At 72.1% G+C, this 18,560-nt stretch carries 15 protein-coding genes; 11 read left to right on the forward strand and 4 right to left on the reverse strand.

The window, feature by feature from the left end:
• Positions 1–52: 52 nt before the first annotated feature.
• Positions 53–1,513, forward strand: coding sequence for a ribosome biogenesis GTPase Der (der, locus tag OG214_RS30255; protein ID WP_382866591.1), 1,461 nt, complete (start codon positions 53–55; stop codon positions 1,511–1,513).
• 89 nt (positions 1,514–1,602) lie between these two features.
• Here the strand turns inward: der and OG214_RS30260 are convergent, their stop codons facing one another.
• On the reverse strand, positions 1,603–2,034 hold the full coding sequence (locus tag OG214_RS30260; RefSeq protein WP_363086051.1) for a hypothetical protein: 432 nt from the start codon (positions 2,032–2,034) through the stop codon (positions 1,603–1,605).
• Positions 2,031–2,822, reverse strand: a complete 792-nt coding sequence (locus OG214_RS30265; RefSeq protein WP_363086052.1) for a hypothetical protein — start codon at positions 2,820–2,822, stop codon at positions 2,031–2,033. Before OG214_RS30265 ends, OG214_RS30260 begins: the two co-directional genes overlap by 4 nt.
• A 480-nt stretch (positions 2,823–3,302) precedes the next feature.
• On the opposite strand from OG214_RS30265, the gene OG214_RS30270 reads away from it, so the two are divergent.
• On the forward strand, positions 3,303–4,157 hold the full coding sequence (locus tag OG214_RS30270) for a hypothetical protein (protein WP_405986518.1): 855 nt from the start codon (positions 3,303–3,305) through the stop codon (positions 4,155–4,157).
• 333 nt (positions 4,158–4,490) lie between these two features.
• Positions 4,491–4,706 carry an I78 family peptidase inhibitor gene (locus OG214_RS30275; protein ID WP_405986519.1) on the forward strand — a complete coding sequence of 72 codons (216 nt, stop codon included), beginning with the start codon at positions 4,491–4,493 and terminating at the stop codon, positions 4,704–4,706.
• 184 nt (positions 4,707–4,890) lie between these two features.
• Here OG214_RS30275 and OG214_RS30280 read toward each other — a convergent pair whose 3' ends face one another.
• Positions 4,891–5,871 (reverse strand): phosphatase PAP2 family protein, encoded by a 981-nt coding sequence (locus tag OG214_RS30280; protein ID WP_363079343.1) that lies wholly within the window; start codon positions 5,869–5,871, stop codon positions 4,891–4,893.
• Between the two features lie 427 nt (positions 5,872–6,298).
• Here OG214_RS30280 and OG214_RS30285 point away from each other — a divergent pair, with 427 nt between their 5' ends.
• Together OG214_RS30285 and OG214_RS30290 are read left to right on the forward strand one after the other, a co-directional pair.
• On the forward strand, positions 6,299–8,083 hold the full coding sequence (locus OG214_RS30285) for an MFS transporter (protein WP_405986520.1): 1,785 nt from the start codon (positions 6,299–6,301) through the stop codon (positions 8,081–8,083).
• A gap of 139 nt (positions 8,084–8,222) precedes the next feature.
• Entirely contained in the window at positions 8,223–9,446 is a 1,224-nt protein-coding gene (locus tag OG214_RS30290; protein ID WP_405986521.1) for an acyl-CoA dehydrogenase family protein, read from the forward strand.
• A 43-nt stretch (positions 9,447–9,489) separates the two neighbouring features.
• Here OG214_RS30290 and OG214_RS30295 read toward each other — a convergent pair whose 3' ends face one another.
• Positions 9,490–9,924, reverse strand: a complete 435-nt coding sequence (locus OG214_RS30295; protein ID WP_363079338.1) for a cell division protein SepF — start codon at positions 9,922–9,924, stop codon at positions 9,490–9,492.
• 278 nt (positions 9,925–10,202) lie between these two features.
• Here OG214_RS30295 and OG214_RS30300 point away from each other — a divergent pair, with 278 nt between their 5' ends.
• The 6 genes from OG214_RS30300 to OG214_RS30325 all read left to right on the forward strand — a co-directional run bounded on the left by OG214_RS30300 (position 10,203) and on the right by OG214_RS30325 (position 18,477).
• Positions 10,203–11,495, forward strand: coding sequence for a DUF5685 family protein (locus OG214_RS30300; protein ID WP_363079337.1), 1,293 nt, complete (start codon positions 10,203–10,205; stop codon positions 11,493–11,495).
• Positions 11,496–11,937: 442 nt separating this feature from the next.
• On the forward strand, positions 11,938–14,070 hold the full coding sequence (locus tag OG214_RS30305) for an FAD/NAD(P)-binding protein (protein ID WP_405986522.1): 2,133 nt from the start codon (positions 11,938–11,940) through the stop codon (positions 14,068–14,070).
• Between the two features lie 8 nt (positions 14,071–14,078).
• Positions 14,079–15,152 carry an LLM class flavin-dependent oxidoreductase gene (locus OG214_RS30310; protein WP_405986523.1) on the forward strand — a complete coding sequence of 358 codons (1,074 nt, stop codon included), beginning with the start codon at positions 14,079–14,081 and terminating at the stop codon, positions 15,150–15,152.
• Positions 15,149–16,468, forward strand: a complete 1,320-nt coding sequence (locus tag OG214_RS30315; protein ID WP_405986524.1) for an NtaA/DmoA family FMN-dependent monooxygenase — start codon at positions 15,149–15,151, stop codon at positions 16,466–16,468. Before OG214_RS30310 ends, OG214_RS30315 begins: the two co-directional genes overlap by 4 nt.
• 5 nt (positions 16,469–16,473) lie before the next feature.
• Positions 16,474–17,355: a DUF1684 domain-containing protein gene (locus OG214_RS30320; RefSeq protein ID WP_405986525.1), complete on the forward strand. Its 882-nt coding sequence runs from the start codon at positions 16,474–16,476 to the stop codon at positions 17,353–17,355.
• 198 nt (positions 17,356–17,553) lie between these two features.
• A complete protein-coding gene (locus tag OG214_RS30325; protein ID WP_405986526.1) occupies positions 17,554–18,477 on the forward strand; it encodes a S1 family peptidase in 924 nt (307 codons plus the stop codon).
• Positions 18,478–18,560 lie beyond the last annotated feature (83 nt).

An 18,560-nucleotide genomic window follows, 5' to 3' on the forward strand; every position in this document is an offset into this window, starting at 1 on the left:
AGTGCGCCGCGTCGAGCGGCGCACCGATCACGATGAACGAGGTACGGACTTCATGAACGACCAGATCGACTCCGGCGACGAGCACGGAGAGCTTGGCGATGCCGAGTACGCGGACTTCATGGAGCTGGCCGCGCTGGAGGGCTTCGAGGCCGAGGAGGTGGAGGGGGCGATCGGCGAGGCCGGTCACGGCCCCCTGCCCGTCCTCGCCGTCGTCGGCCGCCCCAACGTCGGCAAGTCGACACTCGTGAACCGGATCATCGGCCGCCGTGAGGCGGTCGTCGAGGACAAGCCGGGCGTCACCCGCGACCGGGTCACCTACGAGGCCGAGTGGGCCGGCCGGCGCTTCAAGGTCGTCGACACCGGCGGCTGGGAGCAGGACGTCCTGGGCATCGACGCCTCCGTGGCCGCCCAGGCCGAGTACGCGATCGAGGCCGCCGACGCGGTGGTCTTCGTGGTGGACTCGACGGTCGGCGCGACCGACACCGACGAGGCCGTTGTCCGACTGCTGCGCAAGGCGGGCAAGCCCGTCGTGCTCTGCGCCAACAAGGTCGACGGACCGAGCGGCGAGCCGGACGCCACGGCGCTCTGGTCACTCGGGCTCGGTGAGCCCCACCCGGTTTCCTCGCTGCACGGCCGGGGCACGGGTGACATGCTCGACGCGGTTCTCGAAGCCCTGCCCGAGGCCCCGGCGCAGACCTTCGGCACCACCGTCGGCGGCCCCCGCCGTATCGCGCTGATCGGCCGGCCGAATGTCGGCAAGTCGTCCCTGCTGAACAAGGTCGCGGGCCAGGAGCGCGTGGTCGTCAACGAGGTCGCGGGCACCACCCGCGACCCGGTCGACGAGCTGATCGAGCTGGGCGGCACGGTCTGGAAATTCATCGACACGGCGGGCATCCGCCGCCGGGTCCATCTCCAGGAGGGCGCGGACTACTACGCGTCGCTGCGTACCGCCGCCGCCGTCGAGAAGGCCGAGGTCGCGGTCGTACTGATCGACACCAGCGAGTCGATCAGCGTCCAGGACCAGCGGATCATCACCATGGCCGTCGAGGCGGGCCGCGCCCTGGTCGTCGCGTACAACAAGTGGGACACCCTCGACGAGGAGCGCCGCTACTACCTGGAGCGCGAGATCGAGACGGAGCTGGCGCAGATCGCCTGGGCGCCCCGGGTGAATGTCTCGGCGCGCACCGGCCGGCACATGGAGAAGCTGGTCCCGGCGATCGAGACGGCGCTCGCCGGCTGGGAGACGCGCGTACCGACCGGGCGGCTCAACGCGTTCCTCGGTGAGCTGGTCGCCGCGCATCCGCATCCGATCCGCGGTGGCAAGCAGCCGCGCATCCTGTTCGGTACGCAGGCGGGCACGAAGCCGCCGCGTTTCGTGCTCTTCGCCTCGGGCTTCATCGAGCACGGCTACCGGAGGTTCGTCGAGCGCCGGCTCCGGGAGGAGTTCGGTTTCGAGGGGACCCCGATCCATATCTCCGTGCGGGTGCGCGAGAAGCGCGGCCGGAAGAAGTAGCCGCCGGGAGCGGCAGCGGGAAGGACACCGCCGGAAGCGGTGGGGCCCGGCGCGGGATCGTCCGCGCCGGGCCCCACCGCTTCCGGCGGTCAGACGCCCCTGCGGGGCCCCGGGGGGAGGGCCGCCGGTGTATGGCGTCCTGCGGGCTGCCGGGGGTCGCGCTGCCAGGAGCCCGAGTAGGGCGTGTGCCCGTACCCCCCGTGAGCGGCGTGCAGCCCGGTGCCGAAGGCCGTGAACCCGAGATTCTCCTCATTGCTCCGGTCGCCGGGCAGTGCCCTGAAGGACCGGCGGAACTCCGAGTACAGCGCGTCGTAGATCGGCGTCGTGGAGAACCCGTCCACTACGTCCTGCGCGGGGCGCATGGACGGGATCTGACTCTGGTACTGCTGGCGGGAGGGGTCGTATGAGTGCACATAGGAGCCAACGACCCTTTCATCCGTCGGATGCGGCCTGCTGTCCTGGGAATTCGCCGCCGGCTGCCGGAGCAGCAGCCGGAGAGTGGTGCTGGAGGCGTCGCTCATGTGCCGGCCAGGGGCATCGCGGCGGCGACGAGCCGGCCGTTGGCCGCGGCCTTCTCCAGGGCGTCCCGCAGCAGATCCTCCCGCGGCTGCTGGCCGATGGAGCCCACTGGCGCCGCGAAGACCAGTACGGTGTGCGACTTGTTGGCCGCGGCACGCCAGCCCTCGGTGACCTGGAGCGGCTGATGGGCCTGCCACCAGGCGACCGGGCTGCCGCCGCCGGTGCCCGGCTGGAGCACGGCGTGGAGCTGGCCCATGGCGAGCAGCACCGACCAGCCGGGAAGGGCGCCCGGCAGCGTGTTCAGATCGGAGACGGGCCGGAAGCCCTGCTCGGTCAGGAGCGTGAGGAACTCGTCGGTGGCGGAGTCCGAGCCGGGACGGGCGATTGGCGCGGTGGGCTCGACGACCAGGGCGGGGTGCAGATCGCCCTCGATCAGCACCAGCCCGCTGGTGACGCCGAGGACGGCCTGGCCGCCGCCGGCGCCGGGGTCGGGCCGGGAGCTCCCCGGCTGCTCGCCGCCGGTGATGGAGCGGACCGCGCCCTGGAGCTGCTCCTCGGCGACCTGGACGACCTGGGAGGGGATACAGGTGGCGTGGGCGAAGGCGAGAACGGCGGTCTCCTCGCCGACGAAGAGCACGGTGCTGGTCCGCTCCTGCTCGGAGTCGCCTGGGGTCCGGCAGGAGGTGCAGTCGTAGCTTCCCGGGGAGTTCTCGCCGGCGAGCAGCCGGTCGGCTTCTTCGTCGCCGATCTCGGCGCGTACGTCCTCGCTGACGTCGAGCATGCGCGGCACGGGTGGCTCCTCGAACTCGGTGCGTGGGGCCGGGCTGTTCCCGGCTCGTAAAGAAGACAACGGACGAGCCGTGGCCCGGGTCACGCGCGGATACGCACGGAATCGAACCATCCGGCGCAAAGGGCCGAACGCCCTCCGGAACGAGTCATTCCATGCCAACATCCGCCGGGCGTACGGAAGTTGGCCCGGTCCACGGAACCGCAGGTCAGTAGATGTACAGGTCGACAAATCGGGAAATCAGTGAACCAATGGGGTGGCTGAAACTCATTGCTGCTTCGGTGGACCGGGCCCGCCGGCGGTGCGGCCCTGGGGTGTGACCGTACGGATCCGCTCGAAGTCGGCACCATGTGGGGCATTTCCGCGTCTAGTGCTGTGACCGGGCGGCCCGGCGCTCCGGCGCTCCCGTGGCAGGGGCTCCTCACGGCGCGCGCACCGTGTGCGGCACGGACCGCCGTATGTGATCGGAAAGGGCAGGACCGGATGAGATCCAACCGACGGCGGGCGTCACCCGCCGGGTGCACCGCCGACTGCATCGCGGACTCCGCGGGCGGTATCACCTTCGACGTCACCGGTGCCGCCCGTCCCGGCGCGGTGCTCGTACTGCGCCGGCGGGACGGGCGTGACGCCACCGGCACCGGCACCGATACCGCCACCCCCGCCGACGCCGCGGAGGTACGGCTGCCCCTGACCGGGGCGGGGAAGTCCCGGCCGCGCGCCGTGCTGCCGAGCACGGTCGAGCTGGCCGAGGGCCACTGGGACGTCTTCACGGGCGCTCCCGGCGAGCAGCCCGTACGGCCCGGGGTCCGCGATGTACGCGCCCTCGTCGACCGGGTCCCCGGGGCGGGCGGGGTCGCCGCCAGGATCCCGTACCCCACCGCGGACGGCCGGCTCGCCGTACGGTCCTGGGTCCGCGCTCCGCACGCCGAGGCCGGGACGGTCCGCAGCGAACCGGACGCGACGACCGTCGAGGGCATGCTGTACGGCGCCGAGCTGGGTGAGGGCGCCGAGGCCGAGGCGCGGCTGCGCGGCACCGGCCGCAGCCATCGGGTCGCCGTGACCGGCCGCGGCGGATCGTTCGCCTTCACCCTGCCCTACGGTCCGCTGGCCGCGCGGCCGGTCGTCGAGCGCCAGTGGTGGGATCTGTGGCTGGTGCCCGCGCGGAACGCCACCGGGATACGGATCTCCCGCATCCTCGACGACATCTGGGACAAGCGGACGGCGTGCGTCTACCCGGGGCACGGCTCCGACGGCTGGCTGGCCGCCCCCGGCTACACCGGTGACAACGACTTCTGCGTACGGCTGGACCCCGCGAGCATGTCCGCCGCCACGCCGTGACGGCCGGCACCCCTCGGGCGTGCCCGGGGGAACATGTGGCCGCCCGGTGGATTGTGCGGGGAAATCGTGAATTCTCCACACCCCGTCAATTCCGTCCGGAGGCCCCGTGCGCCGTCCGGCGTGGCGAATTCGAGAAGGCGCAATTCATGTGATCTTCGGGCTCATGGAATTACTTCGAGGCGGACCGCGAACTGCCCGTAAGAGTGAAGTTGTTGGCGTTCGGCCGATCGCGTGATCCTGTGACACAAGCGTGACCGCTGAGAGACGGGAAGCGCCCTGTGCCGGTATCCGCCCGGCTTCCTTCACCGCCCGGCGGCGCCTACGGTGAGTGTTATGGCACCGATACCGAGTCAGCACCGACAGCCCGACGACGCGCCCGAGTCCTATGTCGGACTTGACGCCGAGAGCGCCGAGAGGCGGGCCCGCAGGCGCGGCTGGACAACGGTCAGAAGCCTGCCGCCGGGCTCGATCGTCACGATGGAGTTCGTGGCCGGCCGCCTCAACTTCGAGGTCGACGACGGCAGGGTCATCCGCTGCTGGCTCGGCTGAGCCACCCGTCCCAGCCCTGCCCCTGCCCCGGCTCCCCGCCCCGGCCCGCTGCCCCGCGCGGGGCCCGCGCGCGGAAGCCCCGTGAACGTACGAAGGCCCCGGCCTGGTGGCCGGGGCCTTCGTCTGCGCCGGGGAGGCGGGAGGGGCCGGAGGGAGGGCTGTGCGTACCGTCCCCGGCCCGCTCTCAGCCGCCCGTGACCGGTCGGGAGTTCGGCGGGCGGCGGCTGCCCGCCGGAGCCGTCGGGGTGCGCTCGGAGCGCACCGCGTACGGCCGGGACTGGGTGAGCTGCGTGGTGCTCCGTGCGTTCACGGCGCGACTGTGACCTGCTCCGATGGACTCGCGTGGGGGTTCGTCGCCCTGAGGGGAGGCGCCCTGCGGGACCGGGGCGGGTCTCGGGCCGCCGGCCGCGACCGGGGCGGCCGGGAGCCGGCGACGGCTGTCCAGCCAGCGGTCGCGCACCGAGAGAATGGCCGGTTCCGCACGGCCGATCAGCGGCTCGAACCAGGGCAGTCCCAGCAGGATCAGCAGACCGGCGGCCCAGCCGAGCAGCACATCGCTCAGCCAGTGCGTACCGAGGTAGACGGTGGTCGCGCCGACGCCCAGCGCCACCACGGCCGACAGGACCGACAGATAGCGTCTGGCCCGTGGCGTGGTGGCCAGATAGGCCAGGATTCCCCAGGTCACGACGGCGTTGGCGGTGTGTCCCGAAGGAAATATATCGCCGCCCGCGAACAGCTCGGCCGAGCCGATTTGGGTCGCGTAGTGGGGGCCGAGCCGGCCGAGCCCGAGCTTGACCGCGCCGACGGTCACATTGAGCAGCAGCAGGGCGGTGCCGAGCGCCAGCAGGGGGCGGACCGTGTGCTGGCGCCAGGAGCGCCAGCCCAACCAGGCCGCGATCATCACGGCGGTGGGGCCGCGCTGGCCGAGCACCACGAAGTAGTCGAGGAAGGCATGCAGATCCGGCCATTGCTGATAGGGCCGGAACAGCATGACTTTCCAGTCGAGGGTCACCAGTGAGGAGGTGACGAGCACGGCGACGACGATGGCGAGATAGAACGCCAATGTCCCGCCGAAGAGAGCCGTGCGGGTGCGGCTCATCCGCGGGATCTCTATCTTCGGCGGCTCCGGCTCCCGGTCCAGGCGGGCAAAGATGTCGGTACGCACACAATGGACGTTACAGCGAGTGAGTGAGTGAACCGGTCCATCACGTCCCTTCGTGATGACGATGTGATGTGGAGTACGCCTCGAAGGACCGTTTATTCGGGGTGGTTCCGAAAAATCCAAGTGACCTTCGGCCCTATTCACCGACACACCCTTCCGGGAACTGTCTTTCTGCAGAACAGAAATAGTTCACCGTGGCGTCGCACAGAATTTCCCTGCCGCTCGCGCACGCCCGGGGCCCGCGGTCCTGGCCGGTGCGGCGTGGCGTACGCCACACTGCCTGGTCGGGGCGGTGAGTGATCCACCACGCGTCACTCGCGTTCACTCGCGTACGCTGTCGGCTCACTCGCCCGTCGATGCCGGGCCGCCTCGCGGGACCAATGTCCCCGTCGGCCCACCGAGCGCGAGGGACGCATTGGGAGGTACTCAGATGTCCGGGACCACCACGGCCGGAGCGCGGCTGCGCGCGGCTGCCGGTGCCAACCGCTGGGTTGTCCTGTTCGTCCTCTGTGTCAGCCTGCTGCTGGTGGCGCTCGACGCGACGGTCCTGCATGTCGCCGTGCCCGCCGTCACCGGGGACCTCAGGCCCAGCGGTGTCGAGCTGCTCTGGATCGTGGACGCGTATCCGCTGGTCTGCGCCTCGCTGCTGATCCTGTTCGGCACGCTCGGCGACCGCATCGGGCGCAGACGCGTCCTGCTGATCGGCTACGGACTCTTCGGGGCGGCCTCGGCCGTCGCGGCCTTCGCCGGCTCGCCCATGGTGCTGATCGGGGCACGGGCCCTGCTCGGTGTCGGCGGCGCGATGATCATGCCCGCGACGCTCTCCATCCTGCGCGCCGTCTTCCCCGACCGGAGGGAACGGGCCGTCGCCATCGGTGTCTGGACCGCCGTCGCGGCCGTCGGGGCCGCCGTCGGCCCGGTCCTCGGCGGTTTTCTCGTCGAACACTTCTGGTGGGGCTCGGTCTTCCTGATCAATCTCCCGCTGCTGGCGGTCCTGCTGCCGCTGGGCCGTGTGCTGCTGCCCGAGTCGAAGGGCTGCGGCGACGGTCCCTGGGACGTACTGGGCGCGCTGATGGCCGCGGCCGGGGTGCTCGGGGTGGTGTTCGGGGTGAAGCGCCTCGGCGCCGGAGAGGGGCCGCTGAGCCTCGCGACGCTCGGCCCGCTCTGTGCGGGCGCGGCCCTGCTGATCCTCTTCGTCCGCAGACAGCGCCGCCGCGAGCATCCGCTGATCGACATGCGGATGTTCGCCAGGCCCACGTTCTCCACCTCCGTCGGCTGCATCGTCCTCGCCATGCTGGCCCTGGTCGGTCTGGAGCTGATCGCGGTCCAGTACCTCCAGCTCGTGCTGGGGCTCAGCCCGCTGGAGACCGGGCTGCGACTGCTGCCGCTCACCTTCGCCGCCATGGCCGCGGGCATCACGGGATCGGCCACCCTGCGCCGGCTCGGGCCGCGCCGGATGGTGTCCTGGGGCTTCGTCCTCACCGCGGTCGCCGTGCTGCTGCTGGTCCTGATGGGCCAGCACGACCGGCCAGGTCTGCTCACCGCGGGCTTCGTCCTGCTGGGCTTCGGACTCCAGACCACGCTCTTCGGCGCGTACGAGTCGATGCTGAGCGAGGCTCCCGCCGATCAGGCGGGCGGGGCGGCGGCCATAGGCGAGACGTCGTACCAGCTCGGCGCGGGCATGGGGATCGCGCTGCTCGGCAGTGTGATGAACGCGGCGTACGCGCCCGCGGTCTCCTCGGTCAGGGGCGTCCCCGCCGGCGCGGGCTCCGCCGCGGCCGACTCGCTCGGTGAGGCGTATCAGGTGGCGGCCCGGCTCGGCGGGCCCGCCGGGGCCACCCTGCGGACCGCCGCCCGCCAGTCGTTCGTGCACGGGCTGCACATCACGCTGCTGGTCAGCGCGGGACTGCTGCTGCTCGGCGCGCTGGCCGCGCTGCGGCTGCCGAGGACCATGGAGTGCCCGGCGCCCGCCGCCGAGGGGGTTCCGGAGTCCCGGCGGCAGCAGCCGGGACAGCCGAGGACGCGGGCGCCGCAGCTCCGTAAGCCACCGGAGCAGCGCGGGTCCCGCCCGAGCGGCACACCGGAGCCCCGCGCCTCCTCGGACCCACGGACGGACCCGCGTGCCGACCCGCGCGCCGACCCACGGGCCGATCCGCGTGCCGATCCCCGCGCCGCCACCGGGGCTCCTCTCCCGGCGGGCCGCGGACGCGGTTAGGCCCTGTCCCCTCGCCGGGGGACGAGCCTGGTCGGTGCCGGGTCCTGGCCGGGTCCGCCGGACAGGGCCGAGGGCGGCGGCACACTAGCGCTGCTAGTTTGTGGCCGTCCGCGTTCCATGAGCCGCCGGAGGTCCTTCCATGTCCGCACCGTCCGCCGCGAAGCTCCCGCCCTTCGACCCCGGCGATCCCCTCGGTATCGACGATCTGCTCGGCCCGGAGGATCTGGCGATCCGCGACACCGTGCGCGCCTGGGCCGCGGACCGGGTGCTGCCGGGGATCGCCGAGTGGTACGAGCGCGGCGAGCTGCCCGGGATCCGGGAGCTGGCCAGGGAGCTGGGCGGACTCGGCGCGCTCGGTATGTCCCTGACGGGCTACGGCTGCGCGGGCGCCACCGCCGTCCAGTACGGGCTCGCCTGTCTGGAACTGGAGGCCGCCGACTCCGGGATCCGCTCGCTCGTCTCCGTCCAGGGCTCGCTCGCCATGTACGCGATCCACCGCTACGGCTCCGAGGAGCAGAGGCAGCGGTGGCTGCCCGGGATGGCGGCGGGCGAGATCATCGGCTGCTTCGGACTCACCGAGCCCGACCACGGCTCCGACCCGGCCGGGATGCGGATGTACGCCAAGCGCGACGGCGGCGACTGGGTGCTCAACGGCCGCAAGATGTGGATCACCAATGGCTCGGTGGCGGGTGTCGCCGTCGTCTGGGCGAGGACCGACGACGGCGACGGCGGGAGCGGTGACGGCGGCGGTATCAGGGGGTTTCTCGTCCCCGCGGACACCCCGGGCTTCTCGGCCCCCGAGATCAGGCACAAGTGGTCGCTGCGGGCCTCGGTCACCAGTGAGCTGGTCCTCGACGACGTACGGCTCCCCGCCGACGCCGTGCTCCCGGGTGTCACCGGACTGCGCGGCCCGCTGAGCTGTCTGAGCCACGCCCGGTACGGCATCGTCTGGGGCTCGATGGGCGCCGCGCGCGCCAGCTTCGAGTCGGCGCTGCGGTACGCCGTCTCACGTGAGCAGTTCGGACGGCCGATCGGCGGCTTCCAGCTCACTCAGGCCAAACTGGCCGACATGGCCCTCGAACTGCACAAGGGGATCCTGCTCGCCCACCATCTCGGGCGGCGTATGGACACGGGCCGGCTCCGCGCCGAGCAGATCAGCTTCGGCAAGCTCAACAATGTGCGGGAAGCGATCGAGATCTGCCGGACCGCGCGGACGATCCTCGGCGCCAACGGGATCTCGCTGGAGTACCCCGTGATGCGCCATGCGACGAATCTGGAGTCGGTGCTCACCTACGAGGGCACCGTCGAGATGCATCAGCTGGTCCTGGGCAAGGCGCTCACCGGTCTTGACGCCTTCCGGTGAACCCGGTGAGGCGCGCGCCTCGGTGAACCGATGAGCGCCCTGCTCAGCTCTGGTTGAAGAAGCCGTCCTGCGGGCGGCCGGCCGAGTCGCCGGTGACGATCTCCGTGTCGGCCGGGCTCAGCAGGAAGACCCGGGTGGCGACCCGGTCGATCGAACCGCGCAGTCCGAAGATCAGCCCGGCGGCGAAGTCCACCACGCGCTTGGCGTCGGAGGCCTCCATGGCGGTGAGGTTCATGATGACCGGGACACCGGAGCGGAACAGCTCGCCGATGCTCCGGGCGTCCCGGAAGCTCTCCGGGGAGACGGTGGCGATTCTGCGGTCACGCTCCTGGGCGGTCTCGGAGACGACCCGCACCCGCGGATCGGTCTTCCAGGTGTCGCCGCTCTCCGCACTCTCGGCGTACTCGTCGTCGTAGTAACGCTCGTCGTTGTCCTCAACGAGGCCCAGCCAGGCGCTCGCCTTGCGCACCGATCCCATGGACGCCTCCTTTCACCGCGGTCACATGTCGTTCCCTGCCCCTATGGTCGTCCATGATGCGGATTGAGCGCCAAGGGGATAGTCGGCGCGCAGGCGATTCGTGACGGTACTGGTGCAGAAGATGTGGCGGTTCGTCAAGGTTCTTCCAGCGTAGGGGCCCTGACGGGGTGCAAAATATGAACTTCCGGCCAGATGGGTGATGCTGGGGACGTACGGGTGAACGGAGTGCCCGGTACGATGCCCCGCGCACCATCGGGTGACTTTTCGGGGGGTCAGTCATGTTCGGAATCGTCAGGCCATGCGGTCACCGTCTCACCGACGGTCTCAAGACCGAGTGGATGGCCCATCTCTGCGGGCTCTGCCTGGCACTTCGCTCGGACCACGGTCAGTTCTCCAGGATCGTCACCAACTACGACGGGCTGATCGTCTCGGTCCTGACGGAGGCTCAGCTCGAACACACCGACGGACGGCGCCGGACGGCGGGACCCTGCCCGCTGCGCGGGATGCGGACGGCGCCGGTCGCGCGCGGCGAGGGCGCGCGTCTGGCCGCCGCCGTCTCCCTGGTGCTGGCCTCGGCGAAGGTACGGGACCACGTCGCCGACCGGGACGGGCTGTTGAAGCGCAGGCCGCTGGCCGCCGCCGCGCGCAAGGTCGCCACCGGCTGGGACCGGGCGGGCGCGCGGACCGGCGCCGAGCTGGGTTTTGACACGGCGGTGCTGGTCGACGCGGTCGACCGGCAGCCGGAGATCGAGGCGCTGGCCGGTCCTGGCACCCCGCTGCTCACCGTCACGGAACCGACCGAGACGGCCACGGCCGCCGCCTTCGCGCACACCGCCGTACTGGCCGGCAGGCCCGGCAACAGCGCGCCGCTCGCCGAGGCCGGCCGGCTCTTCGGACGGCTCGCGCATCTGCTGGACGCCGTGGAGGACCAGGGAGCTGACGAGGCGTCGGGTGCCTGGAACCCGCTGACCGCGACCGGCACCTCGTTGGCGGAGGCCCGGCGGCTCGCCGACGACGCGGTGCGCGGGATCAGGCTCGCCCTGCGGGACGCGGAGTTCACCGACGACCGGCTGGCCCATGTGCTGCTCGCGCACGAACTGCGCGTATCCGTCGACCGCGCCTTCGGTACGACGGTCTGCGGCCACGGGGATCACGGCCGGCACGAAGGGCGGAGCACGCACGAGGGGCACGGCGCGTACGGCGCGTACGAGGGGCGCGACAGCCACGGCGGTCCGGGCGGTCCGCCCCCGCAGGGCAACCCGTACGCGGGCCAGGGCGCCGGAGCGTACGGGCCCTACGGCTCGAACAATCCCTACGGCGGCGGACATCCGGGCATACCGGGCGGGCCCGGTGGCCCTGGCGGGATGCCGGGCCCCGTGCCGGAGCCGCCGAGGCCCGGCAGACGCGGCTTCTGGGCCGGCTGCGCGGTCTTCGTCGGACTGTGCTGCACCTGCAAGCTGTGCTGTGCGAAGGAGTACGAGGGTCCGTGGTCGCGCAAGAAGCGGGAGGGCTGCTGCCGCGACTGCGACTGTGACGGCAACTGCTGTGACTGCTGCGGTTGTGACTGCTGAGAACGGTCGATTCCGGCGGAGAACGGTGACGGTCGAGAACGGGTCCCGAACGGTGAGTGACGGGAACCTGGGTGAAACGCGGGGCGAGGGGGGTCGAGCGTGACGCTCTGTGTGTGAAGGCACGCGGAACGGCGCGTGAGCGCCGGGACTGCGGGGCCGTGCAGGGTGTCAGCTCAACAGGAAGAGGACCACACTCGACCGAAGTCGATGTGGGAGCGTGTGACCAGCCACTGCTGCCGATTCATGGGCCAAGTGGAACAGGCATCCGTTTCCACGTCAACCGAGGGAGACCGCAGGCTCACAGTCCGGACGAGCTTGACAACGGGCCGTACACACCGCTTAGCCTCGGAGTCGTGGTGGATCCCGCTGAGGGGCTCGGTCCGCCCGCGCTGTCTGTGAAGGCACATCCCGTGTTCGATCACCGCATCCACGGAGCCTTCGCATGCCTGTGTCACCTGAGTCGTCGGGTACTGCCCGTCCTCCGGCCGTAACTCCCTCCCTTGTGGTGATCGGGGCGGGTCCGCGCGGCACGGGCTTTCTGGAGCGGCTCGCCGCCAACGCGCCGTCCCTGTACGACGGACTGCCGCTGGACATCCATCTCGTGGACCCGTATCCGCCGGGCGCCGGGCGGATCTGGCGCCGTGACCAGTCACCGCTGCTGTGGATGAACTCCATGGCCGAGGACGTCACGATGTACACCGACGAATCGGTCGTCCTGGACGGGCCCGTACGACCGGGGCCCGCGCTGCACGAGTGGGCCCGGGAGGTGCGGGAGGGCCGGATACCGCTGCCCGCCGACGCCGAGCGGGCCGAGCCGGGACTCCGGGCGGCGATAACCGCGCTGACCGGCCAGACCTTCCCCAGCAGACAGGTGCAGAGTGCCTATCTGAGCTGGGTGTACGAACAGACCGTGGCCGCCCTGCCACCGGGTGTGACACTCCATCAGCACCGCACCCACGCGCTGCGGGTCAGCGGTCCGCGCGGCGGACGCCAGCGTGTCTGGCTGGAGGACCGCGCCGAGCCGCTGCTCGCCGATCTCGTCGTGCTCACCCTCGGCCATCTCGACGGTGAACCCGACGCGCGGCAAGTGGAGTTGCGGGAATTCGCGCGGCGCCACCGGCTGATCCATCTGCCGCCCGACTTCACCGCCGACAGCGATCTCTCCGAACTGCCCGCCGGTGAACCCGTACTCGTCCGGGGCTTCGGACTCGCCTTCGTCGATCTGATGGTGCTCCTGACCGAGGGACGCGGCGGACGGTACTCGGGGAGCGCCGACGAAGGGAGCGGGGGCGATGGGAGCGACGACGGCGAGGGCGGCGGGGAGCTGGTGTACCACCCCTCGGGACGGGAACCGGTCCTGTACGTCGGGTCGCGGCGCGGAGTCCCGTACCACTCCAAGATCGGCTACGGGCTGGACGGTGAACGGGCCCCGCTGCCCCGCTTCCTGGGACCCGCGCAGATCGACGAACTGCTGAGCAGACCGGGCCCGCCGGACTACGAACGCGATCTGCGGCCGCTGATCGACAAGGAACTCGGATTCGCCCACTACCACCGGCTCTTCAGCGCCCATCCCGAGCGCACCCGCGTCGGCTGGACCGACTTCGAGGAGAAGTACGCGGCGGCCGATCCCAGCAGTCCGGAGCTGGATGCCCTGGTCGCGGGCGCCGTACCCGACCCCGCAGACCGGCTCGATCTGGCCGCCCTCGACCGGCCGCTGGACGGGGTGCGCTTCCCCTCGTACGACGCCCTCCAGCCCGCGCTGCGCGCGTACATCACCGCCGATCTCGTCCGCCGGCACGATCCGTCCCACAGTGCGGACCTGGCCGTCTTCTACGGGCTGCTCTCGGTCTACGGGCAGCTCATCCGGCTCGGCGACCTCGGGGACATGGACGACCGGTGGCACGGCTTCTTCAGCTATCTCGCCTCCGGCCCGCCCGGCCCCCGGCTGCGCCAGCTGCTCGCGCTCTCGCGGGCCGGTGTGGTCCGCTTCCTCGGCCCGGACATGACGGTCGAGGCCGATGAGCGGCAGGGCGTCTTCCGGGCCCGCGGCGCCGGGGTGCCCGGGGCGTATGTCGAGGCACGCGCCCTGGTCGAGGCCCGGCTCCCCGACCCCTCGCCGGAGCGCACCCGCAGCCCGCTGCTGCGCGCGCTGTACGAGGAGGGGGCCGCCGTCACCGCGGGCGCCGGTCTGGTCAGGGTCGACCCCGGCGACGGACGGCTCGTGGAGCGCGACGGGCGTCCGCATCCCCGGCGCTTCGCGCTCGGCCCGTACACCACCGCCCGGTCCAGCGGCGCCTTCACCCGCCCCCGTACCGGCGGACCGGCGTTCCGGCAGAACGACGCGACCGCGCGGGCCGCGCTCACCCTCCTCGGTGAACTGTCCTTCCGCGCCGGGCCCGTGTCCTCCACCGACCGGCCGCACGCCGCGCCGCCGGAGGGTCCGGGCCCCGCGCCGCCGGAGGGTCCGGGCCCCGTGCCGCCGGAGGGTCCGGGCCCCGTGTCGCCGGACGGTCAGCACGCCGTGTCCTCAACCGCCGGACGAGCCCGGAGCGGCCCGTCCGAAGCCGAAAGGTAGAGCCCGTCATGTCCGCCACCCGACCCCTGCATCTCGCCGCCGAGATCGGCGGTCCGCCGCACTTCGACGCCGCGTGGTACGTCGAACTCGCCCAGCTCGCGGAGCACGGCGCCCTCGACTTCGTGACCCTCCAGGACTCCTTCGCCCGGCCCGGCCTCGACGCGCTCGCCGTACTCTCCCGGGTCGCCCCCACCACCGAGCGCGTCGGTCTGGTGCCGACCGTCACCACCACCCACACCGAGCCGTTCCATGTCTCCACGGCCCTGGCGACCCTGGACTGGGTCAGCCGGGGCCGGGCCGGCTGGCTCGTCGACGTGTCGGACACCCCGGCGCAGGCCCGGCTCTTCGGCCGCCGCCGGGCCGCCCCCGCCGCCGCCCTGTGGCGCGAGGCCGGTGAGGTGGCCGAGGTGAGCGCCCGGCTCTGGGACAGCTGGGAGGACGGCGCCGAGATACGTGACATATCGACAGGGCGCTTCATCGACCGCGACAAGCTGCACTACGCCGACTTCGAGGGGACCGGGTTCAGTGTCCGCGGCCCGTCCACCGTGCCGAGACCGCCACAGGGCCACCCGGTCACCGTGATCGACGGGACCGCGGGCCACAGCGGGGAGACCGCGGCGCGCCACGCCGATGTGGTGCTGGTGCGGGCCGGCCGTCCCGAGGAGGCGGCGGCACTGCGCGAACGGCTCAGGACGCGCGCCGCCGCCCACGGCCGTGACCCGGACGCCCTGCGGGTGCTGGCCGCGCTCACCGTCCATCTCGGCGACGGCGAACGCCCGTTGGACCCGGGCCCGGCGAACGGGCCGCGCACCACGGCCGGCGCGGCGCGACCCCACTACCGGGGCGGTCCCGGGGGCCTCGCCGAACTCATCACCGGGTGGCACGGCGCCGGTGCCGTGGACGGCTTCCACCTCACGCCCGCCGAACCGCGCCGGGATCTCGAACGGCTGGTCAACGGCACCGTGGCGCTGCTCCAGCACCGCAGTCGCTTCCGTACCTTCCATCCGGGCGGCACCCTCCGCGAACATCTCGGCCTCGCCCGCCCGGCCAACCGGTACACGACCGCCGGGGGAGTCCGATGACCGCCGACCGGAAGCCGATCCATCTCGCCGCCCACTTCCCGGGGGTCAACAGCACCACCGTCTGGACCGACCCGCGCTCCGGGTCCCAGATCGACTTCTCCTCCTTCGAGAAGCTCGCCCGTACCGCTGAGCGCGGCAAGTTCGACTTCTTCTTCCTCGCCGAAGGGCTGCGGCTGCGCGAACACAACGGTCTGATCCACGATCTGGACGTGGTCGGCCGTCCCGAGTCCCTCACCGTGCTGAGCGCGCTGGCCGCCGTCACCGACCGGCTCGGGCTGGCCGCCACCGTCAACGCCACCTTCAACGAACCGTACGAACTGGCCCGCAGACTCGCCACCCTCGACCATCTCAGCGCGGGACGGGCCGCCTGGAACGTGGTGACCTCGTCCGACGCCTTCACCGGGGAGAACTTCCGGCGCGGCGGCTATCTCGACCGCGCCGACCGCTACACCAGGGCCGCCGAGTTCGTGGCGACCGCCCGCGAGCTGTGGGACTCCTGGACACCCGCCGCGCCCGGCTCCCCGTACGGCACCTCCCGGCCCTTCGCCCACTCGGGACCGCAGTTCGAGATCGAGGGGGAGTTCACCGTCCCGCGCTCCCCGCAGGGCCATCCCGTGGTGATCCAGGCGGGCGACTCGGACGAGGGCCGGGAGTTCGCCGCCTCCGCCGCCGATGTGGTCTTCAGCCGCCACGGCACGCTGGAGGAGGGCCGCGCCTTCCACACCGACATCAAGGCCAGGCTGGCGAAGTACGGCAGGAGGCCGGCCGATCTCAAGATCATGCCCGGGGTCACCTTCGTCCTCGGGGACAGCGACGCGGAGGCGCAGGAGCGGGCCGCCGAGATCCGCAGACAGCAGATCTCCCCGCAGAACGCGATCCTCGCGCTGGAGCGGGTCTGGGGACGGGACCTCTCGGCATACGACCCGGACGGCCCGCTGCCCCGGACCGACCCGGACCCGGACTCGGGACTGGTCCAGGGCCGGGTCGGGGTCGCGGACCCGCTCGCCGTCGCGGCCAAGTGGCGTGCGCTGTCGGAGGCCAAAGGCCTGTCCATCCGCCAGACCGTCATCGAGACCACCGCGCGGCAGTCCTTCATCGGGACCCCGGAGACCGTCGCGGGGGCACTCGACACCTTCGTCCGGACGGACGCGGCGGACGGGTTCATCCTCATTCCGCATCTCACGCCCGGCGGTCTCGACGACTTCGTGGAACTCGTCGTACCGCTCCTCCAGGAGCACGGGGCCTTCCGCACGGAGTACGAGGGCGAAACCCTGCGTTCTCATCTGGGACTTCCCGATCCGGCACAGAAAGGCTGAACGCTATGACGACGGAGACGAACACGGCCGCGAGCACCGCGGCGGGTACGGCCACGGGCGCGCCCACGGGCGCGGACGGGGACGCGGACAGCGGGAGGAAGGACGACGCCGCCGGACAGTGGCTGAGTTGGCACGAGCACCGGAGCGCCACGGTCGCGGCGGCGTACGGACCGCTCTCGCTCGTCGGCACCCACTGGCTCGCCGATCATCCCGGGGGACGGCTGCCGGGAGTTCCCGGACTCTGGCGCGAGGACGCCGACGATGACCATGTGGTGCTGACCGCGGCGGACGGGGACGGACTCACCGCCGACGGCGGGCCGCTCACCGGGGAGATCCGGCTGGCCGCCGACAGCGGTCCGTTCGAGGCGTCCCGGATCGCGGCCGGGGAGCGCAGGCTCGTCGTGCTGCGCCGCGAGGGACTCTGGGCGGTGCGCGACGTCGATCCGGGATCCGCCGCGCGGCGCGCGTTCCGGGGGATCGAGGCCACCGCGTACGACACGGAGTGGGAGCTGCGGGGCCGGTTCCGCCCGTACGACGAGAGCCGGACCGTCCTGGTCGAGAACGCCGACGGCCGGGAGCGGGGCCTCGGCCTGGGCGGTGAGATCGCCTTCACCGTCGACGGTACGGAACACACCCTCCAGGTCGCGGTGGAGCCGGACGGCTCGCTCTGGGCGGTCTTCGCCGACACCACCAGTGGGAAGGACAGCTTCCGTTTCCGCTTTCTGCGCCCGGCCGCCCCGGCCGCGGACGGGACGGTGACCGTCGACTTCAATCGCGCGCTGCTGCCGCCGTGCGCCTTCGCGGACCACTTCATCTGCCCGTTCCCGCCGCCCGGCAACACCCTGCCGATCGCGGTCCCGGCGGGCGAGCGCACCCTCACCGGCTGACCGGGCGAGGCGCCGGGGCGCGGCTGCCGGGGCGCGGCCAAAAGCCGCCCTTGTGCCGGGAGTCGGGTCACTCGATACTCCCGAGCAGCGCCGGCGGGGGGCGCGCGTTCCGTCCCGGACGGATGGCCGCCCCCGGCCGCGCCTCACGGGCCCGTACCCCCACGGAGGGCCCTCGATTCCCCCCGGGAGGAACGCCAAGTGAGGATCAAGCGCACCATCCGCCGCGCCGGCACCACCAGACGTACCCGGTTGCTCGCCGTCGCCACGGGACTCGCCGCCGCCGTGGCACTCGCGGTCCCCGCCGCCAACGCCGTCACGGGCGGTTCCGCCGCGGGGACCACGGGCGTGTCCGCCGGGAGCGGGCTCGCCGCCCTCGGTGACGTGGTCCAGGGCGCCGGGGTGGCGGGCACCGCCTGGCGCGCCGACCGCGGCTCCGGCACGGTCGTCGTCACCGCGGACGGCACCGTCTCCGCCGCCGAGATCGCCGCGATCGAGCGGGCCGCCGGTCCCCGCGCGGGGGCGCTGCGCTTCGAGCGTACGGCCGGCCGGCTCTCCCCCCAGCTCTCCGGCGGTGACGCCGTCTACACCGGGGGCGCGCGCTGCTCGGTCGGGTTCAATGTCACCGGCGGCGGCGCGTTCTACTTCCTGACGGCGGGACACTGCACCAGCGGCTCCTCGACCTGGTACGCGGACCCCTCGGGAACCACGGTCGTCGGCGCCACGACCGGAACCACCTTCCCCAGCCGTGACTTCGGCCTCGTGCGGTACACCAATCCCTCGATCCCCGTGCCCGGTACCGTCGGCACCGCCGACATCACCGGCGTGACCAACGCCACGGTCGGAATGCCCGTCACCTTCCGCGGCGCCGTCTCCGGGGTCCGCTCCGGCGTGGTGATCAGCCTCAACAACACGGTCAACTACGGCAGTGGCCAGGTCGTCAACGGACTGATCCGTACCAATATCTGCACCCAGCCGGGCGACAGCGGAGGCGCGCTCTACTCGGGCACCCTCGCCATCGGGATTCTCTCGGGCGGCAGCGGAAGCTGCGCCGGCGGCTCCGGCACCTCGTACTTCCAGCCGATCATCCCGGCGCTCAGCGCTTACGGCGTCAGCGTCTACTGACCCTCCGCACGCCCCCCGCCCGCCGTCGGTCACCACCGTCGCACCACCGTCGAACCCCCGTCCGATCCACCGGGCGGGGGTTC

The organism is Streptomyces sp. NBC_00872 (assembly GCF_045161915.1).
GTDB lineage: Bacteria > Actinomycetota > Actinomycetes > Streptomycetales > Streptomycetaceae > Streptomyces.